At 60.4% G+C, this 24,345-nt stretch carries 24 protein-coding genes, 3 tRNA genes and 1 pseudogene; 9 read left to right on the forward strand and 19 right to left on the reverse strand.

The window, feature by feature from the left end; genetic code table 11:
* Both pgi and ACOQFT_RS13900 read left to right on the forward strand, forming a co-directional pair.
* The gene (gene pgi, locus ACOQFT_RS13895; RefSeq protein ID WP_421598485.1) at positions 1 to 1,611 is read left to right on the forward strand and encodes a glucose-6-phosphate isomerase; all 1,611 of its coding nucleotides are present in this window, start codon (positions 1 to 3) and stop codon (positions 1,609 to 1,611) included.
* A 181-nt stretch (positions 1,612 to 1,792) separates the two neighbouring features.
* Positions 1,793 to 3,412, forward strand: coding sequence for a long-chain-fatty-acid--CoA ligase (locus ACOQFT_RS13900; protein WP_421598486.1), 1,620 nt, complete (start codon positions 1,793 to 1,795; stop codon positions 3,410 to 3,412).
* Between the two features lie 19 nt (positions 3,413 to 3,431).
* On the opposite strand, the gene ACOQFT_RS13905 is transcribed toward ACOQFT_RS13900, so the two are convergent.
* The 3 genes from ACOQFT_RS13905 to ACOQFT_RS13915 all read right to left on the reverse strand — a co-directional run bounded on the left by ACOQFT_RS13905 (position 3,432) and on the right by ACOQFT_RS13915 (position 4,702).
* Positions 3,432 to 3,506 (reverse strand) — tRNA-Asn (locus ACOQFT_RS13905).
* Between the two features lie 129 nt (positions 3,507 to 3,635).
* Positions 3,636 to 3,710, reverse strand: a tRNA-Asn gene (locus ACOQFT_RS13910).
* Between the two features lie 77 nt (positions 3,711 to 3,787).
* Positions 3,788 to 4,702, reverse strand: a complete 915-nt coding sequence (locus ACOQFT_RS13915; protein WP_421598487.1) for an MBL fold metallo-hydrolase — start codon at positions 4,700 to 4,702, stop codon at positions 3,788 to 3,790.
* Between the two features lie 44 nt (positions 4,703 to 4,746).
* On the opposite strand from ACOQFT_RS13915, the gene ACOQFT_RS13920 reads away from it, so the two are divergent.
* Positions 4,747 to 6,066, forward strand: a complete 1,320-nt coding sequence (locus ACOQFT_RS13920; RefSeq protein ID WP_421598488.1) for an ATP-binding protein — start codon at positions 4,747 to 4,749, stop codon at positions 6,064 to 6,066.
* 11 nt (positions 6,067 to 6,077) lie between these two features.
* On the opposite strand, the gene ACOQFT_RS13925 is transcribed toward ACOQFT_RS13920, so the two are convergent.
* The 5 genes and pseudogenes from ACOQFT_RS13925 to ACOQFT_RS13945 form a co-directional block, all read right to left on the reverse strand.
* A complete protein-coding gene (locus ACOQFT_RS13925) occupies positions 6,078 to 6,401 on the reverse strand; it encodes a hypothetical protein (RefSeq protein ID WP_421598489.1) in 324 nt (107 codons plus the stop codon).
* The gene (locus tag ACOQFT_RS13930; protein ID WP_421598490.1) at positions 6,398 to 6,913 is read right to left on the reverse strand and encodes an SDR family NAD(P)-dependent oxidoreductase; all 516 of its coding nucleotides are present in this window, start codon (positions 6,911 to 6,913) and stop codon (positions 6,398 to 6,400) included. Before ACOQFT_RS13930 ends, ACOQFT_RS13925 begins: the two co-directional genes overlap by 4 nt.
* Positions 6,914 to 6,947: 34 nt before the next feature.
* Positions 6,948 to 7,079, reverse strand: coding sequence for a hypothetical protein (locus tag ACOQFT_RS13935; RefSeq protein WP_421598546.1), 132 nt, complete (start codon positions 7,077 to 7,079; stop codon positions 6,948 to 6,950).
* 52 nt (positions 7,080 to 7,131) lie between these two features.
* Positions 7,132 to 7,266 (reverse strand): annotated as a pseudogene (locus ACOQFT_RS13940) (aldehyde dehydrogenase family protein); the annotation flags it as partial.
* A 227-nt stretch (positions 7,267 to 7,493) separates the two neighbouring features.
* A tRNA-Ile gene (locus tag ACOQFT_RS13945) sits at positions 7,494 to 7,570 on the reverse strand.
* 107 nt (positions 7,571 to 7,677) lie between these two features.
* On the opposite strand from ACOQFT_RS13945, the gene purM reads away from it, so the two are divergent.
* The 3 genes from purM (at position 7,678) to rnd (ending at position 10,586) form a co-directional block, all read left to right on the forward strand.
* Positions 7,678 to 8,724 carry a phosphoribosylformylglycinamidine cyclo-ligase gene (purM, locus tag ACOQFT_RS13950; protein WP_421598491.1) on the forward strand — a complete coding sequence of 349 codons (1,047 nt, stop codon included), beginning with the start codon at positions 7,678 to 7,680 and terminating at the stop codon, positions 8,722 to 8,724.
* On the forward strand, positions 8,721 to 9,317 hold the full coding sequence (gene purN / locus ACOQFT_RS13955) for a phosphoribosylglycinamide formyltransferase (protein WP_421598492.1): 597 nt from the start codon (positions 8,721 to 8,723) through the stop codon (positions 9,315 to 9,317). The genes purM and purN overlap by 4 nt, the downstream gene beginning before the upstream one ends.
* A 111-nt stretch (positions 9,318 to 9,428) precedes the next feature.
* Positions 9,429 to 10,586 carry a ribonuclease D gene (rnd, locus tag ACOQFT_RS13960; protein WP_421598493.1) on the forward strand — a complete coding sequence of 386 codons (1,158 nt, stop codon included), beginning with the start codon at positions 9,429 to 9,431 and terminating at the stop codon, positions 10,584 to 10,586.
* Positions 10,587 to 10,592: 6 nt separating this feature from the next.
* Here the strand turns inward: rnd and ACOQFT_RS13965 are convergent, their stop codons facing one another.
* Positions 10,593 to 11,120, reverse strand: a complete 528-nt coding sequence (locus ACOQFT_RS13965; protein ID WP_421598494.1) for a hypothetical protein — start codon at positions 11,118 to 11,120, stop codon at positions 10,593 to 10,595.
* A 139-nt stretch (positions 11,121 to 11,259) separates the two neighbouring features.
* Here ACOQFT_RS13965 and ACOQFT_RS13970 point away from each other — a divergent pair, with 139 nt between their 5' ends.
* Positions 11,260 to 11,670 (forward strand): SufE family protein, encoded by a 411-nt coding sequence (locus tag ACOQFT_RS13970; protein ID WP_421598495.1) that lies wholly within the window; start codon positions 11,260 to 11,262, stop codon positions 11,668 to 11,670.
* A 6-nt stretch (positions 11,671 to 11,676) separates the two neighbouring features.
* Here ACOQFT_RS13970 and ACOQFT_RS13975 read toward each other — a convergent pair whose 3' ends face one another.
* Together ACOQFT_RS13975 and ACOQFT_RS13980 are read right to left on the reverse strand one after the other, a co-directional pair.
* The gene (locus ACOQFT_RS13975) at positions 11,677 to 12,342 is read right to left on the reverse strand and encodes a DUF1638 domain-containing protein (RefSeq protein WP_421598496.1); all 666 of its coding nucleotides are present in this window, start codon (positions 12,340 to 12,342) and stop codon (positions 11,677 to 11,679) included.
* Positions 12,343 to 12,443: 101 nt separating this feature from the next.
* Positions 12,444 to 13,142, reverse strand: a complete 699-nt coding sequence (locus ACOQFT_RS13980) for a corrinoid protein (protein WP_170335752.1) — start codon at positions 13,140 to 13,142, stop codon at positions 12,444 to 12,446.
* 299 nt (positions 13,143 to 13,441) lie between these two features.
* Here ACOQFT_RS13980 and ACOQFT_RS13985 point away from each other — a divergent pair, with 299 nt between their 5' ends.
* Entirely contained in the window at positions 13,442 to 14,506 is a 1,065-nt protein-coding gene (locus ACOQFT_RS13985; protein WP_421598497.1) for a PA0069 family radical SAM protein, read from the forward strand.
* 51 nt (positions 14,507 to 14,557) lie between these two features.
* Here ACOQFT_RS13985 and gltA read toward each other — a convergent pair whose 3' ends face one another.
* Together gltA and gltX are read right to left on the reverse strand one after the other, a co-directional pair.
* Positions 14,558 to 15,850 (reverse strand): citrate synthase, encoded by a 1,293-nt coding sequence (gene gltA / locus ACOQFT_RS13990; RefSeq protein WP_421598498.1) that lies wholly within the window; start codon positions 15,848 to 15,850, stop codon positions 14,558 to 14,560.
* A 121-nt stretch (positions 15,851 to 15,971) separates the two neighbouring features.
* Positions 15,972 to 17,372, reverse strand: coding sequence for a glutamate--tRNA ligase (gene gltX / locus ACOQFT_RS13995; RefSeq protein WP_421598499.1), 1,401 nt, complete (start codon positions 17,370 to 17,372; stop codon positions 15,972 to 15,974).
* Between the two features lie 78 nt (positions 17,373 to 17,450).
* Between gltX and ACOQFT_RS14000 the strand changes: the two genes are divergently transcribed.
* On the forward strand, positions 17,451 to 19,502 hold the full coding sequence (locus ACOQFT_RS14000) for a ComEC/Rec2 family competence protein (protein ID WP_421598500.1): 2,052 nt from the start codon (positions 17,451 to 17,453) through the stop codon (positions 19,500 to 19,502).
* On the opposite strand, the gene lexA is transcribed toward ACOQFT_RS14000, so the two are convergent.
* The 6 genes from lexA to ACOQFT_RS14030 all read right to left on the reverse strand — a co-directional run bounded on the left by lexA (position 19,496) and on the right by ACOQFT_RS14030 (position 24,321).
* The gene (gene lexA / locus ACOQFT_RS14005) at positions 19,496 to 20,194 is read right to left on the reverse strand and encodes a transcriptional repressor LexA (RefSeq protein WP_421598501.1); all 699 of its coding nucleotides are present in this window, start codon (positions 20,192 to 20,194) and stop codon (positions 19,496 to 19,498) included. The two genes, ACOQFT_RS14000 and lexA, sit on opposite strands and share 7 nt — an antisense overlap.
* 78 nt (positions 20,195 to 20,272) lie before the next feature.
* Entirely contained in the window at positions 20,273 to 21,445 is a 1,173-nt protein-coding gene (glp, locus tag ACOQFT_RS14010; RefSeq protein WP_421598502.1) for a gephyrin-like molybdotransferase Glp, read from the reverse strand.
* On the reverse strand, positions 21,442 to 21,915 hold the full coding sequence (gene moaC / locus ACOQFT_RS14015; protein ID WP_421598503.1) for a cyclic pyranopterin monophosphate synthase MoaC: 474 nt from the start codon (positions 21,913 to 21,915) through the stop codon (positions 21,442 to 21,444). Before moaC ends, glp begins: the two co-directional genes overlap by 4 nt.
* Positions 21,915 to 22,727, reverse strand: a complete 813-nt coding sequence (gene trpC, locus ACOQFT_RS14020) for an indole-3-glycerol phosphate synthase TrpC (RefSeq protein WP_421598504.1) — start codon at positions 22,725 to 22,727, stop codon at positions 21,915 to 21,917. The genes moaC and trpC overlap by 1 nt, the downstream gene beginning before the upstream one ends.
* Positions 22,724 to 23,743 (reverse strand): anthranilate phosphoribosyltransferase, encoded by a 1,020-nt coding sequence (gene trpD, locus ACOQFT_RS14025; protein WP_421598505.1) that lies wholly within the window; start codon positions 23,741 to 23,743, stop codon positions 22,724 to 22,726. Before trpD ends, trpC begins: the two co-directional genes overlap by 4 nt.
* Positions 23,740 to 24,321 (reverse strand): anthranilate synthase component II, encoded by a 582-nt coding sequence (locus ACOQFT_RS14030; protein ID WP_421598507.1) that lies wholly within the window; start codon positions 24,319 to 24,321, stop codon positions 23,740 to 23,742. Before ACOQFT_RS14030 ends, trpD begins: the two co-directional genes overlap by 4 nt.
* Positions 24,322 to 24,345: the final 24 nt, after the last annotated feature.

Below are 24,345 nucleotides of genomic sequence, written 5' to 3' on the forward strand. Positions count from 1 at the left end.
ATGCAACTTGACGGTCTCACCGCCCTAGCCAGCGAACGAAAAGATCAGACCATTCTTGGCCTGTTTGACAAGGATGCAAACCGGGCGGGGACGTATTCGGCCTCGACCGGTGATCTTTTGTTTGATTATTCGAAAACGCAGATCGACCACGACACTCGGGACGCCCTTATTGCCCTGTGTGATGCAGCCGGGCTGGCCGAACGGCGCGAGGCGATGTTCTCGGGCGCCAAGATCAACGAAACCGAAGGGCGCGCGGTGCTGCACACGGCGCTGCGCAATCTGGACGGCGGACCGGTCGAGGTTGACGGTCTGGACGTTATGCCCGACGTGCTGGACACATTGCAGCGGATGCGGGTCTTTGCCGAAGAGGTGCGCGGCGGCGCGATCACCGGGGCAGGGGGTAGCTTCAGCGATGTGGTGAATATCGGCATCGGCGGTTCCGATCTGGGGCCGGTGATGGCGACCCATGCGCTTTCCCCGTATCACGACGGGCCGCGGCTGCACTATGTCTCTAACGTGGATGGCGCCCATATCGCCGATACGCTGCGCCAGCTTGATCCGACGCGGACGCTGGTGATCGTGGCGTCCAAGACCTTTACCACCATCGAGACCATGACCAATGCCCGCACCGCGCGGGCATGGATGATGGATGGCGGCGGCGATCCGGCCAGGCAATTCGCCGCCGTTTCCAGCGCCGTGGACAAGACCGAATCCTTTGGCATCCCCAAGGATCGCGTGTTCGGCTTTGCCGATTGGGTCGGCGGGCGCTACTCGGTCTGGGGGCCGGTTGGCCTGCCGGTGATGATCGCGGTCGGTTCGAACGCCTTTGACGCTTTCTTGCGCGGCGGGCAGGCGATGGACGTGCATTTCCGTGCCGCGAATTGGGTCGAGAACATGCCGGTGATGCTGGCCTTGGTCGGTATCTGGCACCGGCAGGTTTTGGGCCATACCAGCCGCGCGGTTTTGCCGTATGATCAACGTTTGTTGCGCCTGCCGGCCTATTTCCAACAGCTCGAGATGGAATCGAACGGCAAATCAGTCGCCATGGATGGCAGTTCGCTGACCATGCCCTCTGGTCCGGTGGTCTGGGGCGAACCCGGCACCAATGGCCAGCACGCCTTTTACCAACTGATCCATCAGGGCACCGATGTAGTTCCCTGTGAGTTCATGGTTGCCGCCGAAGGTCACGAGCCCGAACTCGCCCACCACCAACGCCTGCTTCTGGCCAATTGTCTGGCCCAGTCCGAGGCGCTGATGCGCGGTCGGTCGCTGGACGAGGCTCGGCAGCGCATGGCCAGCGCGGGCCTGCAAGGCGATGAGCTGGAGCGTCAGGCCCGCCACCGTGTGTTCGCCGGCAATCGGCCGTCCACGACCCTGATCTATCCGAAGCTGACGCCATTTGTGCTGGGCCAAATCATTGCACTTTACGAGCACCGCGTGTTTGTCGAAGGGGTGCTACTTGGGATCAACTCGTTTGACCAGTGGGGCGTTGAATTGGGCAAGGAACTGGCAACCTCGCTTGGCCCGATTGTCGATGGTGAGGAAAGCGCGGAGGGCAAGGATGGTTCGACCGCCGCGCTGGTGGCCTATGCGCTGCGCCACCGGGACTAGGTTCCGGTAAATCAGCGATCTGCCGCTGCGGCGGGCTACAATCTTTTATTGTCAGAAAAATAAATGATTGGCAGGATTTCCCCCAAGTCAGAGCCTTAACGCCCCGGGGTTTCATAAATCCCGGGGAAGGCAAAAAATGGTGCCGCCAAACAGAAGCGTCGCCACCAAAGGGAGGACGCCCATGCTGGGACAGATGATGACGCAGCCTTTGCTGATCTCGTCGCTGATCAATCACGCCGACAGATACCACGGTCAGACCGAGATTTACTCGGTCGAGACCGACGGCAAGGTGTCCGAGACAAACTGGGCAGAAATTGCGGAAAATGCGCGGAAACTGGCCTCGGCGCTGACCGCACTGGGGCTAGACCCGCAAGCCCGAATTGGGACCTTGGCCTGGAATAATCGGCGACATCTTGAAATATATTTTGCGACGTCGGGCGCGGGGTTCGTCTGCCACACGGTAAACCCGCGCCTGTTCCCCGAGCAGCTGACCTATATCATCAACCACGCGCAGGATCGGGTGCTGTTCTTCGACGCGACCTTCATCCCGCTGGTGGCAGCGTTGCAGGAGCATCTGACCGAAGTTCAACACTTCGTCCTGATGGGGCCGCGGAATGAAGACGCGGTTGCCCAGATTCCCGGCGTCCAATTCTATGATGACCTGATCGAAACCGGGCGTGCGGATTTTGAATGGCCCAGCTTTGACGAAAACACCGCGTCCAGCCTGTGCTACACGTCGGGCACGACCGGTAACCCCAAGGGGGTGCTGTATTCCCATCGCTCGACCGTGCTGCACAGTTTCGGGGCGAACACCCGCGACATGATCGGGTTCTCGGCGATGGACGTGGTGATGCCCGTGGTTCCGATGTTCCATGTGAACGCCTGGGGGTCGCCCTATGCCTGCGCCATGTCTGGTTCGCGTATGGCGCTGCCGGGGCCGGATTTGCATGGTGAGGCATTGGTAAAGTTGATCGACACATACGGCGTTACGCTTGCCCTTGGGGTGCCAACGATCTGGCAGGGGTTGCTGACCTATGCCGCCCAGTCTGGCACTACACTTGCCAGCCTCGAACGAACGGTCATCGGTGGGGCTGCGTGCCCGCCGTCGATGATCGAAACCTTCCGGGAATCCTACGGTGTCGACACCGTCCACGCCTGGGGCATGAGCGAGATGAGCCCGCTGGGTACCGCAAACCAGCCCTTGGCCAAACATCGCGACCTGCCGGTGGATGAGCAGTACAGGCTCAGGGAATGCCAGGGGCGGCCCTGTTACGGCGTTGAGCTGAAGATTGTGGACGACGACGGCAATGATCTGCCGCATGACGGTGAAACGCAGGGTGATTTGTTGGTTCGGGGATATTGGGTGCTGGACAGCTATTTCCAGATGCAGGATGAGGGTCTGTTGCAGGATGGTTGGTTCGCCACCGGCGATGTGGCCACGCTGGACCCTGACGGGTACATGACCATCCGCGACCGTTCGAAGGATATCATCAAGTCCGGGGGTGAGTGGATCAGTTCGGTGGAATTGGAAAACATCGCCGTTGCGCATCCCAAACTGGCGACAGCCGCCGTGGTCGGCGTACCGCATCCGAAATGGGGTGAGCGCCCCTTGTTGGTCGCGGTCAAAGCCGACGGTGAAGAGCCGACCGAAGAAGAGATTCTGGCGCTCTACGACGGCAAGATCGCCAATTGGCAGGTGCCGGACAAGGTTGTGTTCGTCGATGCCTTGCCCTTGAACGCCACCGGCAAGGTGTTGAAGCGAAATCTGCGTGCGGATTTCAAGGGGGCCTTGACGGGATGATCTAAAAACGAAGGTGATATGGCTCCGGCGGTAGGGATCGAACCTACGACCAATTGATTAACAGTCAACTGCTCTACCGCTGAGCTACGCCGGAACGGTTCGCGCCGTATAGCAACCTGTATCTGCGGCGTCCAGAGGGCGTTTGAGATTTTTCACCGAAAAATCCTGCGACGTGACCTATGCGATATCCAGTACGCGGAAGTGTAGGGAAATAAGGGGATTTTGGCTCCGGCGGTAGGGATCGAACCTACGACCAATTGATTAACAGTCAACTGCTCTACCGCTGAGCTACGCCGGAACTGAGGGGCGTATAACAACCCGGATTTTCGCCGTCCAGAGGGGAATGTGACGTTTTCCCAAAAAAGTTCCGCGTACTCAGATTTGCCTGTGGAATCGGGCGGCGGCGGAAAGTGCTCCATCCGTGGCGACCTTTGATTTTCCAAGCAGATCAATCAGATGCGCGAAAACGTTTCTTTCCGCAGCTGGCAACAGCGCGACCGGAGTGTCCACGTAGATGCGCTCCGCCAGGTCCCTGGCCGTGCCGGGTTGGTCCTCGAGCGCTGACAGAATCTGCGCTTCGCGCGTCAGGCGGTGATTGATCAGCCAGTCCAGCCGTGCGGCCGGGTCGGGAATCGGGGCTCCGTGCCCCGAGTGAAACACCGACCAGTCGCGTGCCCGCAACCGATGGCAGGCGGCCATGAAATCAGTCAGATCCCCGTCCGGGGGCGACACCAGCGAGCTTGCCCATCCCATGACGTGATCCCCGGTGAAACAGACATCGCCCCAGCCCAAAGCGATGTGGTTGCCCAGATGGCCGGGGGTGTGAATCACTTCAAGCTGCCAGCCATCGCCAGTGATTTGCGCGCTATCGGGCAGTTCGACATCCGGGCGAAAAGCGGTGTCGATGCCTTCACCACCGCCTGCCAACCCGCCTTGCGCCAGTTCGGTCATTACCGCGCTGCGCCCGGCCTCGGGTCCGCCAAAGGCCAGAACGGGCGCGCCGGTGCGCTCGGCCAAGGGGCGCGCCAGCGGAGAGTGGTCCAGATGGCTGTGGGTCACGATGATGTGGCTGATGCGCTGGCCGGGCTGCACGGCGTCCAGAATCGCCGCAAGATGCGCGTCGCTGCGCGGGCCGGGATCAATCACGGCAAGGTCGCCAGTGCCCAGCAGATAGGTGTTGGTCCCGCGATAGGTCATGGGTGAGGGATTCGGGGCCAAAACTCGGCGCAGACCCGGTTGCAGCTCGATGGCTGGTCCGGCAGGGGGGGTGAAATCGTCCGGAGTCTGCATTCTGCGCTCTTTCTCTTGTCGTAACAGCCCGTTAGGTTTAGCGCATGTCGGCGCAATGGCTCAAATCCTATATGCCGCGCAGCCTTTATACCCGTGCTGCGCTGATACTGGTTCTGCCAGTGGTCGTCCTGCTGTTGGTGGTGGGCGTCGCGTTCCTGCAAAAACACCTTGAGGATGTCACTGCGCAGATGACCCGGGCGGCCTCGCGCGAGGTGATGCTTGTGGTAGACGAGGTGAACGCGACCGATACCCAGCAACAGGCTCTGGTGGTTGTCCGGCCCGATCTGCACGCGCTGGATATGAAGGCGCGCTTTCTGAACATCAACGAAAAGCCGATGGTTGGGCAACGTCGTTGGTATGATTTCATCGCACCGCAGGTCGAGGCGGACCTGCGCGCCCTGCTGCCGGATCTGGCGGCGGTTGCCTTGCCCAGTGGGCAAGAAGCGCGGGTGTATATGCAGACCGATCTTGGCCTGTTGCAGTTGACCTTTGATCGTCGCCGCCTATCGCCGGTGGCACCTCATCAGTTGATTGTGACGATGCTGTTTTTTGCGATTATCATGACCTCGATTTCGTTTCTCTACATGCGCAATCAATTGCGCCCGATCACCCGTCTGGCCGAGGCCGCGCAAGCCTTTGGTCGCGGCAGGGTGGTGCCGTATTCGCCGGGCGGCGCGATCGAAGTGCGGGCGGCGGGCAGTGCCTTTCTGGACATGCGTGCGCGTATCGAGCGCCAGATGGAACAGCGCACCATGATGTTGTCAGGGGTGAGTCACGACCTCCGAACCCCTCTGACCCGCCTGAAACTGGGCCTGTCGATGCTGCCCGAGGACGAGGCCGCGCCCCTGCAACAGGACGTCGACGAGATGCAGTTGCTGTTGGACGCTTTCCTTGAGTTTTCGCGCGGGGCGGCCGAAGGGTCGCCTGAGACCGTCGATCCCAAAGCCTTGTTGCAGCAGATCGTCAAGGATGCCCGCCGGGCGGGCTATGCGGCTGATCTGATCTCGGTTGACGGGGACGGTATCGCCATGCTTCGCCCCACCGCCATCCGGCGCGCGATTGAAAACCTGATCGGGAATGCCGTGCGATACGGCAAACACGCCGATGTCAGCCTGTCAATCACGCCGAAATCCGTGCGCATTCGGGTCGAAGATGACGGGCCGGGCATACCGCCCGATCAGCGGTCCGAGGCGGTGAAACCCTTTTCGCGCCTCGATCCGGCGCGCAATCAGAATCAGGGCACCGGAGTCGGGCTGGGCCTTGCTATCGTGTCGGATATCGCGCGGGCGCATGGCGGCGTGCTGCGCCTGAGCAAAAGCGAACGTTTGGGGGGCCTCTGCGCCGATATCATCATCGGACGTTGACGCCGTGGCGGTCACCGCAGCCCGGCAACCGACTTTTGCATGGCAACGATCAGGGCGTCCCGCGTCCGCGCCAGTTCGGCCGTGGATTTTCCTGCGGCTGCGGCCTCGACCCCCTGTGTCAGCACGCGTGTGACCTCTTCGGTGAGGTGGACCTGACCCAGATCATCCCACCAGCCATTGTACGTGTCCGTGAAGTGGTCGCAGAAGGCCTGCAACCCGCCGTCACCTGCGCCGAGGTTGAGCAGCATGGTCGGCCCCATTGCCGCCCAGCGCTGGCCGGGTCCGGCCCAGATGGCCTTGTCGACATCCTCGACCGAGGCGACGCCCGAGATCACGAGGCTGATCGCCTCGCGCCAGTTTGCGGCATGAAGGCGGTTGGCGACCTGACCGGGAACGTCTTTGTGTAGTCGGATCGTGGTTTTCCCGACGGCCTGATAGAAGTGCTCAGCCGCGTCAACCGCGCCATCGCCGGGTCCGCGACCTGACCCGAGATCGAACCGATATTTATGATCGATCCACCCTCGGACATCTGCGGGATAAAGGCACGGCACATGTTGAAGACACACCGGCAATTGGTGCCGATCACCGCGTTCCAATCGGCATCGGTGCTGTCGCTCACAGTCTTTTCAGCCTGCACGCCCGCGTTGTTGACCAGAATTTCCGTGCCGTCTGTTGCGTGGGCCAATTCTTCAACAGCGTCGGCATCGGTCACGCCCAGCGGATACCAGATCACGCTATCCGACAGCCCATCGGGCCTTGGGCCGCGTCCGCAGGTCGTAACGGCTGCTCCTTCGCGCCGATAGGCCTCGACAATCCCGCGCCCGATGCCTTGGCGGCCACCGGTCACCAGTGCTCTTTTCCCGGCCAGCCGCATCAGTGCGCTACCATTCCTGCCGCACGGATGTATAGGCATCCAGCGCATAGATCGACATGTCGCAGCCGGTGCCTGAACCCTTCATCGCAGCCCAGGGCCAGTCCGCCGCAGGCATCCCATGCGTATTCACCCATGCCATGACGCAGTTGAGCGGTCATTTTCATCGTCGTTGACACATCCCTGGTCCAGACAGACGAGGCGAGACCATAGCGTCCGGCATTGGCGATCCGCAGGGCGTCAGCAGCCTCGGAGAAACGCGACAGGGTGACAGCGGGGCCGAAGACTTCGCTGCACGCAATCTCGGCACTATTGTCGATATTGGCCACAACGGTCGCCCGGTAAAAAAAAATCCGGGGTTGGCTGCGATCTGTCCGCCCACGGTTATTTTGCAACTGCTGCGGGCGCGACGATGACGACAAGACGGGTCGGGGTCTAGATCGGATCAACCATGTCTTTTTGACCTCGCGCTTTGTCCTTCGGTTCAAAAAGAAAGCGATTTGGGAAAACAGTGCAAGATCGGATGCGGTGGAACGTTATCGTCAAGGCAGGGATTTGGTAGGCCCGGCAGGACTTGAACCCGCAACCAAAGCGTTATGAGCGCTCTGCTCTAACCAATTGAGCTACAGGCCCGCCTGAGCGCGTTGAGTACCACGGTGAACGCCCGCGTCAAGCCTGACCGTTGCAACAGGACGCACAATCGAATAACCCGCGCGGGAACCATTCATGAGGGGCTGGCCATGACGACGGGCAAGAACGGAATCACCTATGCCGATGCAGGTGTTGATATTGATGCGGGGAACGCTCTGGTCGACCGGATCAAACCTGCGGCCAAGCGGACCAACCGCTCGGGCGTGATGAGCGGCCTGGGCGGGTTTGGTGCTCTGTTCGATCTGAAAGATGCCGGGTATCAGGATCCGATTCTGGTGGGGGCCACCGATGGTGTCGGCACCAAGCTGCGGATCGCCATTGATACTGGCGTGGTCGATGGCGTGGGTATCGACCTGGTGGCGATGTGCGTCAACGACCTGATCTGTCAGGGTGCCGAGCCTCTGTTCTTCCTGGACTATTTCGCCACCGGCAAGCTGGACACCGACACCGCCGCGCGGATCATCGAGGGCATTGCCGAGGGCTGCGTGCAGTCCGGGTGCGCCCTGATCGGTGGTGAGACCGCTGAGATGCCGGGCATGTACCCTGATGGCGATTTCGACCTGGCCGGGTTCTCGGTCGGCGCGATGGAGCGGGGGGCACATCTGCCCACGGGCGTGCAAAAAGGCGACGTTCTGCTGGGTCTGGCGTCGAACGGGGTGCATTCCAACGGCTATTCGCTGGTACGTAAACTGGTTGAAATCTCGGGTCTGGGCTGGGATGCGGCGTCGCCCTTTAGCGATGGTTCGCTGGGTGAGGCACTGCTGACACCGACCCGGTTGTACGTGAAGCCCGCGCTGCAGGCGATCCGGGCAGGGGGCGTGCACGCGCTGGCTCATATCACCGGCGGCGGCTTGACTGAAAACCTGCCGCGCGTTCTGCCCGAAGGGCTGGGTGCACAGATCGACCTGGACGCCTGGGACCTGCCGCCCGTCTTCCGCTGGATGGCGGAAACCGGTGGTATCGTCGAGGCTGAGATGCTGAAGACCTTCAACTGCGGCATCGGCATGATCGTTGTCTGCGCCGAGGACCGGGCCGATGATCTGACCGCACTGCTGGCCGAGGCTGGTGAGACGGTTTCGCGTCTTGGCACCGTCACCGATACACCCGGTATGGCCTATTCGGGCAAGCTGCTGTGAGCGAAAAACGCGTCGCCATCCTGATATCAGGCGGTGGCTCCAACATGGTGTCGCTGGTCGACAGCATGGTCGGAGACCACCCGGCGCGGCCCTGTCTGGTGCTGTCGAATGACGCCGAGGCGGGCGGTCTGAAAAAGGCCGCCGCGCGCGGCATCGCGACCGCTTCGGTCGACCACCGCCCGTTCAAAGGCGACCGCGCCGCGTTTGAAGCCGAGTTGCTGAAACCGCTGGCACTGGCACAGCCGGACATCGTCTGCCTTGCCGGGTTCATGCGGGTTCTGACCGGCGATTTCGTCTCGCGCTTTCAGGGGCGGATGCTGAACATTCACCCCTCGTTGCTACCGAAATACAAGGGTCTCAACACTCACGCCCGCGCGATTGAAGCGGGGGATGCCGAGCATGGATGTTCCGTTCACGAGGTGACGGCCGCGCTGGATGACGGCCCGATCCTGGGGCAGGCCCGCGTTAACATCGAACCCGGTGACACGCCCGAAGACCTGGCCGCCCGCGTGCTGGTTTGGGAACACAAACTCTATCCCGCAGTGTTGCGCCGTTACGCCAGTGAGGATCGGACTCCGGTGTTGCTGCCCTGATCGTCTCAGGGTGATTTACACATGTGTCATAATCGGCCTATGGTCTGCACCACGGCTGGGTACGGACAAGATGATCAGCCAAAGAAAACAAGAGCAAGAACAGCACCGCGTATGAAAACCCTTACAACGACGCAAGAGCTGGCCGATTTCTGCAAGGCCGCGGCGGAATATGACTATGTCACCGTAGATACCGAGTTTCTGCGCGAACGGACCTACTATTCGAAACTTTGTCTGGTGCAACTTGCGGTGCCGTCCGAGGACGAAGACAGCGCGGTTCTGGTCGATCCGCTTGCCGATGGCTTGTCGCTGGACCCGCTGTATGAGCTGTTCGGCAATGAGAACGTGGTCAAGGTCTTCCATGCTGCCCGTCAGGATCTTGAGATTTTCTGGGTCGAGGCGGCCGTCTTCCCCAAACCCCTGTTCGACACGCAGGTCGCGGCGATGGTCTGCGGCTTTGGCGAGCAGGTTGGCTATGAAACGCTGGTGCGCAAGATCTGCAAGCAGGGGGTGGACAAAACCTCTCGCTTTACCGACTGGTCCCGGCGCCCGCTGTCCGAGGCACAAAAGACCTATGCGCTGGCCGACGTGACCCATCTGCGTCAGATTTACGAACACCTTGCGGCCCAGCTGAAAAAGTCGCAGCGCAGCCATTGGGTCGCTGAAGAACTGCAGATTCTGACCCAGCCGACGACCTATGACATTCGCCCCGAAGATGCGTGGAAGCGGGTGAAGACCCGGACAAATTCGGCCAAGTTTCTGGCCGTGGTGCGTGAACTGGCGCAGTTCCGCGAGGCATATGCACAGGAAAACAACGTCCCGCGCAGCCGGGTGTTCAAGGATGACGCACTGATCGAGCTGGCTTCGACCAAGCCGAAATCGCCCTCGGATCTGGGTGGTTCGCGCCTGCTGCTGCGCGAGGCCCGCAAAGGCGCGATTGCCGAAGGGATTCTGGCCGCCGTGAAGAAAGGGGTGAACTGCCCCGCCGATCAATTGCCGCGCGTGGACAACAGCCGCGACAAGCTGAAGGTGAACCCGGCGCTGGCGGATTTGCTGCGGGTGCTGCTGAAATCGAAAACCGAAAGCTCAGGCGTGGCGGCCAAGTTGATCGCCACCAGCTCGGAACTGGATCAGATCGCAGCGGGCGAGCGGGAATTGCCCGCCATGTCAGGCTGGCGGTTCGAAGTGTTCGGGGAAGATGCCCTGAAGCTCTGCGAAGGCAAGATCGCACTGGCCGCAAAGGGCCAGAACGTCGAGGTCGTATCCCTGTAACGCCTTTTACCGGCGCCGGGATTCCAGCGCGTTCTGCTGCCCTACGACCCGCACCAGACGGGTGCTTTCCAAGTCTTGCCGGCTGATATTGATGGCATCAGACACCATACGCGACCGCTCGGTGCCCTGATTGGTCGCCTTTTTCGGGTACTCCACACGGAAGGTGAATTCCAGAATGCCGTTCTTCTGATTCTCCGCGCTTTCGGTGCGTACCAGACGGGCGTTATAGGCCCCTTGCCGCGCCGCGGTGCCCGACACATAGACAATTGCGCCGCCAGACGTCGGGTCGATCCGTAATTCGTCGATGCGGGCGATCGGGACGCTGGTGTCCTCGGCTTCGGGGCCGGAAAACAACCCGAATCCTTCGCGTTGCTCAGGAACCAGGGCATCTGCGTCATTGGCAGCTGTGTCGGCCGCGGCAGCCGATGTGCTTGATCCGAACCAGTTGGACGGGTTGGCCCGCGAGTCGCGCCAGCTGCTGCAGCCAGAGACGGTCAGGGCGGCGACCAGAAGAACAGTAAACGTTTTTTGCATGGGGCAGGCGTCCAGAGCAGTAATTCCAGCAATGGGTTACCGCAAATTCCTCTGTTTGAAAAGCCACGCTTGGGGGTGGACAGGCGCAGGTCGGCGGCATAGGTCACAGTTGTGATCGCAACAAAAGGACCGCCGCAAAATGGCAACGCCTGCCTTTGAGGACATCGTCGAGGATTTCGAGTTTCTGGAGGACTGGGAAGACCGGTACCGCCACGTCATCGATCAGGGCAAGGCGATGGAGCCGCTGGACAACGCGCTCAAGGTGCCGGCAACCAAGGTCCATGGCTGTGCCAGTCAGGTCTGGCTGCATCCGATTATCGAAGATGGCGTTTTTCGCTTTGATGGCGACAGCGACGCGCTGATTGTGCGGGGGCTGATTGCGGTTCTGCGGTTGCTGTATAACGGCCTCCCGGTCGGCGAGGTTCCCAAAGTGGACGCAGGGGGTGAACTGGCGCGTCTGGGCTTGAACGATCACCTGTCGGCGCAGCGTTCGAACGGGCTGCGGGCGATGATCGAACGCATTCGCGAGGTCGCGCAGGAAAATGCCTGACGCGGATCAGGCTGTCGGTTTGCGGGTTGCCCAATCTGTCAGCGTGGATTCCAGATCGCCATAACCGGTAAAGCGGCGTTCAAATTTCAGACCCATCCGCTCGGCACATTCACGGGCGCGTTCGGTCAGGTTCGGATCATCGATCTGTGCCTGATAGACCAGCTTGGTGTAATTGCCGAAATACATGTCGCGCAGCTCGGGGTGCCGGTCCAGGCCGAGGGGCTTCCAGACAAAGGCATCGAACTGCCGCGCCAGAAAGTCGGTCAGATAGAAGGCGGTGGTTTCATCCTCGCCCCGGGCCTCAAAGGCCTGATTTCCTTCGAAAAAGGAATAGCAGTGGGGGCCCTTGACCATCTCGACGCCCAGTTCCGTGCAGGCTTTTTCCAGCAGACCGCCGGTGCCGCAATCGGCATAGACGACAAAAATCTGGTCGTATTGACCACGATGCTTGGCCACCGCGTCCTGAACCGCTTGGGTGATCTTTTCCGGATGGACATGCAGAATCGCGGGCAGGCAGGTCAGGGCCATGTGATCCCAGCCGTTGCGGCGCTTCAGGTCCAGAATCTCACGCGCAAGCGCACCGCAGGCCAACAGCAGAATCTGCCCCTGCGTGTCAGAAGCATAGCCCTTGGTGGTCAGGCTGGCATCGTCCGGCAATTTGTCCTGCTGCATCGGGTACCCCTTGGAAACTATGCGACAGATAGTGTGGTCTGCGGAAACAAAAAAGGGCCGCCCGATAACCGGACGGCCCCTGAACAATCTAACGTGTCCGATCAGCCGGCCAGTTGGTTGTGCTTGCGCGACACGAAGTCCTTGGCCATTTCCACGGCCACGGCTGCGTCACGGCAGTAACCGTCTGCACCGATCGCTTTGCCAAATTCTTCGTTCAGCGGCGCGCCGCCGACCAGAACGATGTACTCTTCGCGCAGGCCTTGCTCGACCAGGGTGTCGATCACGACCTTCATGTAGGGCATGGTCGTGGTCAGCAGGGCCGACATGCCCAGAATGTCGGGCTTTTCGGTTTCCAGCGCTTCCAGGTAGTTTTCGACCGGGTTGTTGATGCCGATGTCGACAACCTCGAAGCCGGCACCTTCCATCATCATCGAAACAAGGTTCTTGCCGATGTCGTGGATGTCGCCTTTGACGGTGCCGATGACCATCTTGCCAACACGCGGTGCGCCGGTTTCGGCCAGCAGCGGCTTGAGGATGGCCATGCCGCCCTTCATCGCGTTTGCGGCCAGCAGAACTTCGGGGACGAACAGGATGCCGTCACGGAAGTCATGGCCAACAACGGTCATACCACCGACCAGAGCTTTGGTCAGGATGTCGTAGGGGGTCCATCCGCGTTCCAGCAGGATGTTCACACCTTCTTCGATTTCTTCTTTCAGACCGTCGTAAAGATCGTCGAACATCTGTTCGACAAGTTCTTCGTCGTTGAGTTCGGACAGGACGATGTCTTCTTCGTCGGACATGGGGCGCTTCCCTGAGCTGTGCGGACCATCGGCCCGTGGTGGCATTTTTGCCGTTTTGGCCAAATCGCCGCAGTTTGACTGTGACGATTGCGACCTCAGTAGTTTCGAGACCGACCTATACGTCAAATTTTTAAACGGCTCGACAGAATTTTCTGCAAGATAATCCTGTATCCTGTTCATTTTCCATTTCCGCCCGTCCTGCGCGATCAAGTGGCTGAAATCCACGTGAAACCGAATGGCCCGCTTGTCGGATCGCGTAATTGTATATATATCCAGACTAGAACATAACGGGAACAAATATGGCTGCATCGCATGTCCGGGGCCGGGGGGCCGTCACAAACACAGCAGGCCGGTTCGAGCAGTTCGACACCGTGCCCTGCGATGACGGCTGGGAGATAGAAGAGGATTTCCCACTCTTGCGCACCGATGTCAGGGACGAGGTCGCGCGCAGCCTGATCACGTATAACCGCTCGCCGGACCTGCCATTTGATCGCTCGATCAACCCGTATCGCGGGTGCGAACATGGCTGCGTTTATTGCTTTGCGCGCCCGACACACGCCTATCTGGGATTGTCGCCGGGGCTGGACTTTGAAACCCGCCTGATCGCCCGTCCGAACGCGGCGAGTATTCTGCGCAAAGAGCTGTCTGCCAAGGGCTACAAAGTGGCAACCATCGCCTTGGGCACAAATACGGACCCGTATCAGCCGATAGAAAAGAACCGCAAGATAACAAGAGATTGCCTGTCGGTTCTTCAGGAGTTCAATCATCCGGTCGGCATTGTCACCAAGGGTGCGATGATCGAGCGCGATCTGGATATTTTGGCACCAATGGCCGCCAAGGGGCTGGTCCAGGTGGGGATTTCGCTGACCACGCTGAATGCGGATCTGTCCCGCCGGATGGAGCCGCGTGCGCCGTCGCCGCGGCGGCGACTGGCTGTCATTCGCCGCCTGACCGAAGCGGGGGTTCCGGTGCGGGTCATGACTTCTCCGGTGATTCCGGGGCTGACAGATCATGAACTGGAACATCTGCTTGAGGCGGGCAGGGACGCGGGTGCCGATGCTGCCAGTTGGATCATGTTGCGCCTGCCGCGTGAGGTGTCGACCCTGTGGCAGGGCTGGCTCAAGGATCATGAGCCTGAACGCGTCGAAAAGATCATGTCCAAGCTGCGCGAAATGCATGGAGGCAGGGACTATGACCCGCGCTGGGGTCACCGGATGCGCGGTGAAGGCGAATATGCGGGGCTGATTGCCAAGCGGTTCGCGCTGGCGGTCAAACGTCTGGGATTGGCGACGCGCACGCCGCCCTTGCGATGCGATCTATTCGCCCGCCCGGCCCAGATCGGCGATCAGTTGAACCTGTTGTAACAAAAAAAGCCCCGGACGCAGGTCCGGGGCTTTGGCATTCAATCGCGGCGATCAGCGGTTTTCGATATCCACGTAATCGCGCATGGTTTCGCCCAGATACAGCTGACGCGGACGGCCGATCTTGTTCTGAGGATCTGCGATCATTTCTTTCCATTGGCTCACCCAGCCAACCGTGCGCGACAGCGCAAAGATTGGGGTGAACATCGAGGTCGGGAAGCCCATCGCCTCGAGGATGATGCCCGAGTAAAAGTCCACGTTCGGGAACAGTTTCTTCTCGGCGAAATACGGATCTTCAAGGGCTTCGCGCTCCAGCTCTTTGGCGACCTGCAGTTTCGGGTTGTCTTCCACACCCAGCAGATCAAGCACCTCGTCTGCTGATTGCTTCATCACCTTGGCGCGTGGGTCAAAGTTCTTGTATACGCGGTGGCCAAAGCCCATCAGGCGGAACGGGTCGGACTTGTCCTTGGCGCGGGCGATGTATTCGGGGATGCGATCGACGGTGCCGATCTCTTCCAGCATTTCCAGGCAGGCCTGATTGGCGCCACCATGAGCAGGGCCCCAAAGGCAGGCAACACCGGCGGCGATACAGGCAAACGGGTTTGCGCCCGAAGACGAGGCCAGACGCACGGTCGAGGTCGAAGCGTTCTGTTCGTGATCCGCGTGCAGGGTCAGAATCCGGTCCATCGCGCGGCTGAGGATAGGGTTGACCTCATAGTCTTCGGCCGGAACGGCAAAGCACATGCGCAGGAAGTTTGACGCATAGTCCAGGTCATTGCGCGGATAAACGAAGGGCTGACCGATGTGGTACTTGAAAGCCCAGGCCGCGATGGTCGGCATCTTGGCGATCAAGCGATGCGAGGCGACCTCACGTTGATGCGGGTCGGAAATGTCGGTCGAGTCGTGGTAGAAGGCCGACATCGCACCCACAACGCCCACCATGATTGCCATCGGATGCGCGTCGCGGCGGAACCCACGATAGAAATACTGCATCTGTTCGTGCAGCATGGTGTGGCGGGTGATAGTGGTTTCGAATTTCTCCAGATCCTTGGCGGCCGGCAGCTCTCCGTACAGCAGCAGGTAGCAAACTTCGAGGAAGTGGGATTTCTCGGCCAGTTGGTCAATCGGATAGCCGCGGTGCAACAGTTCGCCCTTTTCACCGTCGATATAGGTGATGGTGCTGTCGCAGCTTGCGGTCGAGGTAAAGCCGGGGTCATAGGTAAACACGCCAGCCTGACCATAGAGCTTGCGGATGTCGATTACGTCGGGCCCTGCGGTCGGCGAATGAACCGGCAACTCGTATGTTTCACCATGGACTTTCAGAGTGGCTGTTTTGTTGTCGGTCATTTCTGTCCCTTCCTCAATCATGCGCGTGCCGAAAAAGCAATCGGCTGTGCGGTCGGCGGTCATGCACGGATGTGCTGACCGGGTCGTAGCGGAGCAGCGTTACCTGAATATGAACCCAGGATTAGTTTGCTGCATCGGAAAGCCGCGCCAGGGTTTCATCGCGCCCCAGCACAAGCATCATGTCAAAAACCGAAGGTGTTACAGCGCGGCCCGCGAGTGCCGCCCTGAGCGGGCCGGCCAGCTTGCCAAACTTGATCCCCTGTGCCTCGGCAAAGGAGTTGAGGATCTCCTCCAGTTCGTTCCGCGACCAGCTAGCATTTTGCACGTGCGGCGTCAATTCTTTCAGTATACCGTCGGATACAGATTGTAGGGCCTTGGCCGCTTTCTCATCCGGCTCAATCGGGCGGGATATCAGAGCAAAGTGAGCTTTTTCAAGTAGTTCCGGGAAAGTGCGGGCGCGGTCCTTAAGACAATACATCGCACGTTCAAGATCACCGGATTGTGTCGTCGTCAGGGCAGGAAGTTCCGCTGCGTCCAGATAGGCCTCGATTTCATGCCGCAATGCAGCGTCATCGGCAACCGCTATATGCTGCCCGCAAAGATTTTCGAGCTTTTTCAAGTCGAAACGGGCCGGGCTCTTTCCAATCCCGTCCAGATCGAACCACTCTTTCGCCTGTGCGTCGGTAAAGAACTCGTCGTCACCGTGGCTCCAACCCAGGCGCGCCAGGTAATTGCGCATACCTGCCGCAGGGTAACCCATCGCCTGGTATTCCTGTGCACCCAGAGCGCCGTGACGTTTCGACAGTTTCTTGCCGTCAGGCCCGTGAATCAGCGGGATATGCGCCCAGACCGGGATATCCCAGCCCATCGCCTCATAGATCATCATCTGGCGCGCGGCGTTGTTCAGGTGGTCGTCACCGCGGATCACATGGGTCACGCCCATATCGTGATCGTCCACCACTACGGCCAGCATATAAACCGGGGTTCCGTCCGAGCGCAGCAGGATCATGTCGTCCAGCTGATCGTTACGGATGGTCACGTCGCCTTGCACCTGATCGCGGATCACAGTTGCGCCGTCTTGCGGGGCCTTGATGCGGATAACGAACGGCGCGTCGGGATGGGTCGCCGGATCGGCGTCGCGCCAGGGGCTGCGGAACAGGGTGGATTTCCCTTCGGCCCGGGCCTGTTCGCGGAACGCGGCGATCTCGTCCTGCGACGAAAAGCACTTATACGCCTTGCCCTCGGCCAGCAGCTGATTGGCCACTTCTGCATGGCGCGTTGCACCTTCGAACTGGCTGATCACGTCGCCATCATGGTCCAACCCCAACCATGCCATGCCCTGTAGAATCGCCGCTGTCGCCTCGGGGGTCGAGCGTTCGCGGTCGGTGTCTTCGATCCGCAGCAGAAACTTGCCGCCGCGCCCACGGGCATACAGCCAATTGAACAGCGCGGTACGGGCGCCGCCGATGTGCAGAAAACCTGTGGGCGAAGGGGCGAAACGGGTGACGACCTGATCGGACATTGTGTGGATTAACCTTTTGGTAACCGTGTCTGGCATAGTTTGGCGTCTGTCTAACGAGCCCGAAGGACGGGGGCAACCATGCGTGTTCTGACACGGGTCGAGGCCGCATTGCTGAACCAGACAGGGTATTTGTTCCAGTGGTCTCCGGTATGTCTGGCTGTCGGTATTGGTCTGTACTTCAGTCTCCGGTTTGAACCGGGCTGGCAGGCGTATTCGTTCCTGCTGGCGCTGATGTTGGGTCTTGTCTGGGCCGGTCGCAAAGTGCGAACCGGTTGGGCTGCGTTGGCAATGGGGGGTGCGTTGATCGCGGCAGGTTTTGTACTTGCCGGTGCGCGGGCCCACTCGGTTGCAGAGCCGGTCCTGTCCTGGCGTTATTACGGCCCGGTCGAGGGGCGGGTCGTGGCCATGGATCGCTCTGCCTCGGACGCGTTGCGGGTGACGCTGGACCAGGTGCGCATAGGGGATGTGCCCGAGGACCGGCGACCGCAGCGCGTCCGGCTTTCATTGCACGGTGAATCGGCTGATCTGGCGCCGGGCCAAAGGATCATGACGACAGGCCACTTGTCGCCGCCACAAGGCCCGGTCGAGCCCGGAGGCTTTGATTTCCGCCGCCATGCCTGGTTCCAGCGTCTCGGTGCAGTCGGATACACCCGCGTTCCGGTGATGACGGTTGCGCGCCCGGAAGAGGCAGCTGAAGGGGTGCGTGTCACGGCCTTGCGGATGGCGATTTCCGAGCGGGTCCGTTCGATTCTTCCCGGTGAGATCGGAGGGTTCGCAGCCGCGGTCACAACCGGCGACCGCAGCGGTATGGGGCAGGAGACACTGAAATCGCTGCGCGCCTCGAACCTTGCGCACTTGCTGGCAATATCCGGTCTGCATATGGGCCTTCTGACCGGCTTCGTGTTCCTGGTCTGCCGACTGGCCCTGTCGGCTATTCCCTCCGTGGCCTTGCGCCTGCCGGTGCGCAAATTGGCGGCGCTCTGCGCGCTTGTCGCAGCCGTCATCTATTTGATGCTGTCCGGTGGCAACGTCGCCACCGAGCGGGCCTTTGTCATGGCCAGCGTCATGCTGGGGGCTATCCTGATCGACCGTCGCGCAATTTCCCTGCGAGTCGTTGCCGTGGCCGCTCTGATCGTCTTGGTGCTGCGTCCCGAATCCTTGCTAAGCCCCGGGTTCCAGATGTCTTTTGCCGCCACAACCGCGCTTGTCGCCGTGTTCGGGCAATTGCGGGACTATGGTCCGATGCCGGAGCCGAAATGGACAAAACCTGTGGTCGGGCTGCTTTTGTCTTCGGCGATTGCCGGGTTGGCGACGGCTCCGATCGGGGCGGCGCATTTCAATACGATGTCGCACTATGGGTTGCTGGCCAATATGCTCTCGGTGCCGGTTATGGGGACGGTTGTGGTACCATCGGCCTTTGTGGCGGCGTTGTTGGCCCCATTTGGGCTGGAGGCACTGGCGTTACACGTCATGGGATTGGGGTTGCAGTGGATTCTGATTGTATCGGACAAGGTCTCTGGCTTGGAGGGCGCACAAGGATATGTCGTCAGCCCTCCGCACTATGTTTTGCCGATGTTCGCCCTTGGTGCCTTGTGGCTGGCGCTGTGGCGCGGGCGGGCGAAATGGTTCGGCGTTGCCCCTGTGGCAGCGGCTTTTTTGCTGTGGGGGCAGGGGCAACGACCCGAAGTTTTGATTGCAGACTCCGGCGGGTTGGTGGGCGTCATGACTGAAAACGGTCGCGCGCTCAGCAAGGAAAAGGGCAGCGGGTTCATTGCGACTGTTTGGTTGGAAAACGACGGGGATGGCGTGGATCAGGTCAAGGCTGCCCACCGCTGGCCGGACAAGGCGGGCGTAATTAGGCGTTATGTCTTGCACGGAACGGAGCTGGTTCACGTCACAGGAAAACGCGCGGCACAAAAGTTCGAGGAATGTAAAAAGAACCAGATTGTTGTTTCGGCGGTGGCTCTAAATCTGACCGGAGATTGCGGCCTTTTCGACCCAGAGCGCCTGAAAGAAACCGGAAGTCTGGCTTTGTCCAATGGCAGTATTACAACCAGCCGAGAGGTTATCGGCTATCGGCTATGGTCCCCGGAAAAGGCCGGAGACCAACGTTTCAAACACATTCAGTAGCTGCGGATCAGGCCGACCAGCCTCCCCTGAACCTTGACCTTGTCCTCGGGCAGAACGCGGGTTTCATAGGCGGGGTTCGCTGCTTCGAGCGCGATGGCGTTGCCGCGCCGGAAGAATCGTTTCAGCGTGGCTTCCTGATCCTCGACCAGTGCCACAACGATGTCACCGTTGTCCGCCACTCTGGTTTCGCGGATGACCACGACGTCACCGTCATTGATGCCCGCGTCGATCATCGAATCTCCGCGGACTTCCAGCGCGTAATGTTCACCTTTACCGGAAACCATGCTGCCCGGAACCGCCACGCGATGCGAAACATGGCTGATCGCCTCGATCGGAACGCCTGCCGCGATACGGCCCATCACCGGAAGTTCCATTGCGTCCACGGTGACAGGCTCGAAATTCGCCGGGCGCGGACCTTGGGGCCTGTCGCCCTCAATCACGCGCGGCTTGAATGCAGCTGTGGGTTCACCGCCCAGACTTTCCGGCAGCTTGACGATCTCAATCGCGCGGGCGCGGTGGGCGAGGCGGCGAATAAAGCCGCGTTCTTCCAGTGCGGTGATCAGACGATGGATGCCGGATTTCGATCGCAGATCCAGCGCAGCCTTCATTTCATCGAAACTGGGCGGAACACCGTCCGCCTGAACGCGTTTGTGGATGAATTCCAACAAATCCAACTGTTTCTTGGTCAGCATTGCTCACACCTCGTCGGTCATGCGTTTTCTTTTGTTCTACGCATGTTCACGTTTTGTGTCAACGGATTTGAGCGTTGGCTAGATCGGCAGGTACAGGACCTCATCCCCGGCAGGGCGCGCCGGATCATGCGGCTGGCGCACCATTAGGGCGTTGGCTTGCGCCAGAACGCTCAGCAGCGAGCTGTCCTGATCATCGCAGGCGCGAATGCCCGTGTGGTCCAGTATGGCGCGCATATAGTGCTCACGCGCACCGTTTTCGGCAATCGGTTCGGCCAGACGGGCGCGTTGAAACGGGGGCAGAACCTGTTCAACACCCAACATGCGGCGCACCATTGGGATCAGGAAGAGATAGCCGCAAACCATTGCACTGACAGGATTTCCCGGTAGTCCAACCATCGCGGCATCGCCCAATCGACCCGCCATCAGAGGTTTCCCCGGACGCATCCGGATCTTATAGAACGACCGCTCCATCCCCAGCGATTGCGAGACATCGGCGACAAGATCATATTTGCCTACCGAGGCTCCGCCGATGGTAACGACCAAATCGGCACCTTCTGCCAGCCCGAAGGCGGTTTCAAGCGAGGCAACGGTGTCGCGTGCAATCGGCAGAATACGCACCTGCGCACCCGCGTTTTCCAGCAGAGCTTTCAGGCCAAATGTGTTCGACGCGATGATTTGATCGGGCCCGGGGGGTTCGCCCGGCATGACCAATTCATCCCCTGTCGAGATCAGCGCGACGACGGGTTTTCGCGTGACCGGCACAAATGGAATGTTCATGGCCGCCATCAACGCAACATCCTCGGGGCGCAGAATGCGTGGTGCCGAGATTCGGGTGCCAGTTTGGAAATCGATACCGGCAGGGCGGATGTTGGACTTGGATCCGGGCTCGTCCGTGATCGTCAGCAGATCACCACGACGGTCGGTATCTTCCTGAATCACAACGAAATCTGCGCCTTCGGGTACCGGAGCGCCGGTGAAGATACGCACCGCTTGGCCCGGCCCGACGGTACCTTCAAAACGACGTCCGGCGGCGGATTCACCGATGACCTTGAACATCGCGTGCAGTTCGACCTCGGTCGATTTCAGGGCATAGCCATCCATCGAGGACGCGGCAAATGGCGGCTGGTCGCGGGTGGCACTGACGTCCTGCGCCAGCACGCGCCCGGCAGCTTCGACAAGCGGGACCGTTTCGGCGTTCAGCGTGGAAACAAGATCAAACAGCAGCGCCCGGGCGTCTTTGACCGTAATCATTTCGCCTCGTAACGCCCTGATTTACCCCCGTCTTTCAGCAGAACGCGAAGGCCACCAATCTCCATCGCCTTATCGACGGCCTTGGCCATGTCATAGACGGTCAGTGCGGCGGTAGAAGCTGCGGTCAGCGCCTCCATCTCAACCCCGGTCTGACCCGAGGTCTTGACGGTCGCCTCAATCTGAACACCCGGCAGGTCGGGGTCCAGCGTCAGTTCAACAGCCACCTTGGTCACCGGCAGCGGGTGGCACAGCGGGATCAGGTCAGGTGTTTTTTTTGCACCCATGATCCCGGCCAGACGCGCGACGCCCAGAACGTCACCCTTCTTGGCACGGCCTTCGGATATCAGATCAAAGGTTTCCTGCGCCATTTTGATATGGGCGGCGGCAACCGCTACCCGGTCGGTCACGGCCTTGTCCGACACATCGACCATGTGCGCCTGTCCTTGAGCGTCGAAATGGGTCAGTGGCATTACATCACTCCGGGGATCAGCGGGTTCGCCAGCAATTGGCGGGTTGCGGCTGTGACATCGTCCTGACGCATCAGGCTTTCACCGATCAGGAAGCAGCGCGCGCCATAGCGGGCGATGTCGGCCAGGTCTTCGGGCGTGCTCAGACCGCTTTCACATACGATGGTCCGGTCGCCCGGCACCAGTTTCGACAACCGGCGCGTGGTATCAAGCGAGGTCTCGAAGGTCTTGAGGTTGCGGTTGTTTATCCCGATCAGCGGGCTTTTCAGCTGTGTCGCGCGTTCCAGCTCGGCTTCGTCATGGACCTCGATCAGAACGTCCATGCCCCAGTCGAACGCGGTTTGCTCCAGTTCCGCCGCCTGACTGTCTTCGACCGAGGCCATGATAATCAGAATGCAATCTGCACCCAAAGCGCGCGCCTCGATCACCTGATACGGGTCGTACATGAAATCCTTGCGCAGAGCAGGCAGAGACGTGGCCGCACGGGCCGTGGTCAGATACTCCTTTGCGCCCTGAAAGCTTGGCGTATCGGTCAGCACCGACAAGCAAGCCGCGCCGCCGTCTTCATAGGCTTTGGCCAGTGCGGGCGGGTCGAAATCGGGGCGGATCAGGCCTTTGGACGGGCTGGCCTTCTTAACCTCGGCAATCAGGCCATAGCCTTTTCGCGTGGCCTTTTGCAGTGCGCTCGCAAAGCCGCGAACCTCAGGAGCAAACCGTGCCTCACCCTCCAGAAGGTCCAGAGGTTTCTCTGCCTTGTCTGCGGCGACTTCTTCAAGCTTATAGGCTTTGATCTTGTCCAGTACCGTCTCTGTCATGCGGCCTCCTGAGTCATTCGGGCCAGTGCGGCGATTTTTTCTTTGGCTTTTCCGCTGTCTATGCTTTCGATGGCTTTGGCAACCCCGTCCTTCAAGTCGGTGGCGGCATCTGCGACGACAAGCGCGGCGGCGGAATTCAACAGCACCGCATCGCGATAAGCCGAGGGCTGCCCGTCCAGCAGTGCGCGGAAGGCAACAGCGTTTTCTTCTGGCGTGCCGCCGAGGATATCTTCGAACGGATGAACCGGCAGGCCTGCGTCTTCGGGGTGAAGCTCGACCTCTTTGACAATGCCGTCCTCAAGCGCGGCCACCCAGCTGATGCCGGTGATGGTCAGCTCATCGGTGCCATCCGAGCCGTGCACCAACCATGCGCGATCCGAACCAAGCAAGCCCAGCGTTTCCGCCATCGGGCGGATCAAATCGCGGTGGAACGCTCCGGTCAATTGGCGTTTGACCCCGGCGGGGTTTGTGAGCGGGCCGAGGATATTGAAAATCGTGCGGGTCCCAAGCTCTTGCCGCGAGGGCATGACATGGGCGATAGCCGGGTGATGCATTGGCGCCATCATGAAACCGATGCCGACCTCTTCCAAAGCGTTTTCAACCACTTCCGGTCCAACCATCACGTTAATGCCCAGTTGCCCCAAGGCATCCGCAGCACCGGATTTCGAGCTGAGGTTGCGGTTGCCGTGCTTGGCCACGGTCACACCGGCCCCGGCCACAACAAATGCCGTGGCGGTCGAGATGTTCAGCGTGCCCTTGCCGTCGCCCCCGGTGCCGACAATATCCATCGCACCTACGGGCGCTTTCACAGCGTTACACTTCGCACGCATCACGGCGGCGGCGGCGGCGTATTCCTCGACCGTTTCACCTCGGGTGCGCATTGCCATCAGCAATCCGCCGATCTGGCTGGGCGTGGCTTCACCGTCAAACAGAATGGCAAAGGCCTGTTCGGCCTCGGCACGGGTCAGAGACCGGTCAGCCGCGGCTCCGATCAGCGGTTTCAGAGCGTCGCTCATGCGGGAACTTTCATCTCGGACAGGAAATTTTTGAGCAGGGCGTGGCCGTGCTCGGAGGCGATGGATTCCGGGTGGAACTGGACGCCGTGGATGGGCAGCTCTTTGTGCTGCAGGCCCATTATGGTGCCGTCTTCCAGCTCGGCCGTGATCTCAAGGCAATCGGGCAGGGTAGCGCGGTCGACGATCAGTGAATGGTAACGGGTTGCCTCGAATGGTGTGGGCAGCCCGGCAAACAGGCCCTTCCCGGTGTGGTGCATGGTGCCCATCTTGCCGTGCACGATTTCATGACACCGGATCACGTCGCCGCCAAAAGCCTGCCCGATGGTCTGATGACCCAGACACACACCCATCAGGGGCGTCTTCGTTTCAGCCGCTGCCTCGGTCAGGGCCAGACAGATTCCCGCCTGATCGGGGTCGCAGGGACCAGGGCTTAACAAGATGCCCGCCGGGTTCATCGCCATGGCTTCCTGAACGTCCAGGGCGTCATTCCGCCGAATGACCATTTCGGCGCCAAGTTCGCCTAAATAGTGTACCAGGTTGTAGGTAAACGAGTCGTAGTTGTCGATCAGCAGCAGCATTTGGGCACTTGTCTCGGCTTGGGC

It is taken from the genome of Ruegeria sp. MALMAid1280 (assembly GCF_049195285.1).
Classification (GTDB): domain Bacteria; phylum Pseudomonadota; class Alphaproteobacteria; order Rhodobacterales; family Rhodobacteraceae; genus Ruegeria.

Bases quoted from the DNA above. Each gene is read 5' to 3' on its own strand.
- pgi (WP_421598485.1), top strand. From the start codon at position 1: ATGCAACTTGACGGTCTCACCGCCCTAGCCAGCGAACGAAAAGATCAG.
- ACOQFT_RS13900 (WP_421598486.1), top strand. From the start codon at position 1,793: ATGCTGGGACAGATGATGACGCAGCCTTTGCTGATCTCGTCGCTGATC.
- ACOQFT_RS13915 (WP_421598487.1), bottom strand. From the start codon at position 4,702: ATGCAGACTCCGGACGATTTCACCCCCCCTGCCGGACCAGCCATCGAG.
- ACOQFT_RS13920 (WP_421598488.1), top strand. From the start codon at position 4,747: ATGTCGGCGCAATGGCTCAAATCCTATATGCCGCGCAGCCTTTATACC.
- ACOQFT_RS13935 (WP_421598546.1), bottom strand. From the start codon at position 7,079: ATGGCATGGGTGAATACGCATGGGATGCCTGCGGCGGACTGGCCCTGG.
- purM (WP_421598491.1), top strand. From the start codon at position 7,678: ATGACGACGGGCAAGAACGGAATCACCTATGCCGATGCAGGTGTTGAT.
- rnd (WP_421598493.1), top strand. From the start codon at position 9,429: ATGAAAACCCTTACAACGACGCAAGAGCTGGCCGATTTCTGCAAGGCC.
- ACOQFT_RS13965 (WP_421598494.1), bottom strand. From the start codon at position 11,120: ATGCAAAAAACGTTTACTGTTCTTCTGGTCGCCGCCCTGACCGTCTCT.
- ACOQFT_RS13970 (WP_421598495.1), top strand. From the start codon at position 11,260: ATGGCAACGCCTGCCTTTGAGGACATCGTCGAGGATTTCGAGTTTCTG.
- ACOQFT_RS13975 (WP_421598496.1), bottom strand. From the start codon at position 12,342: ATGCAGCAGGACAAATTGCCGGACGATGCCAGCCTGACCACCAAGGGC.
- ACOQFT_RS13980 (WP_170335752.1), bottom strand. From the start codon at position 13,142: ATGTCCGACGAAGAAGACATCGTCCTGTCCGAACTCAACGACGAAGAA.
- ACOQFT_RS13985 (WP_421598497.1), top strand. From the start codon at position 13,442: ATGGCTGCATCGCATGTCCGGGGCCGGGGGGCCGTCACAAACACAGCA.
- gltA (WP_421598498.1), bottom strand. From the start codon at position 15,850: ATGACCGACAACAAAACAGCCACTCTGAAAGTCCATGGTGAAACATAC.
- gltX (WP_421598499.1), bottom strand. From the start codon at position 17,372: ATGTCCGATCAGGTCGTCACCCGTTTCGCCCCTTCGCCCACAGGTTTT.
- ACOQFT_RS14000 (WP_421598500.1), top strand. From the start codon at position 17,451: ATGCGTGTTCTGACACGGGTCGAGGCCGCATTGCTGAACCAGACAGGG.
- lexA (WP_421598501.1), bottom strand. From the start codon at position 20,194: ATGCTGACCAAGAAACAGTTGGATTTGTTGGAATTCATCCACAAACGC.
- glp (WP_421598502.1), bottom strand. From the start codon at position 21,445: ATGATTACGGTCAAAGACGCCCGGGCGCTGCTGTTTGATCTTGTTTCC.
- moaC (WP_421598503.1), bottom strand. From the start codon at position 21,915: ATGCCACTGACCCATTTCGACGCTCAAGGACAGGCGCACATGGTCGAT.
- trpC (WP_421598504.1), bottom strand. From the start codon at position 22,727: ATGACAGAGACGGTACTGGACAAGATCAAAGCCTATAAGCTTGAAGAA.
- trpD (WP_421598505.1), bottom strand. From the start codon at position 23,743: ATGAGCGACGCTCTGAAACCGCTGATCGGAGCCGCGGCTGACCGGTCT.
- ACOQFT_RS14030 (WP_421598507.1), bottom strand. From the start codon at position 24,321: ATGCTGCTGCTGATCGACAACTACGACTCGTTTACCTACAACCTGGTA.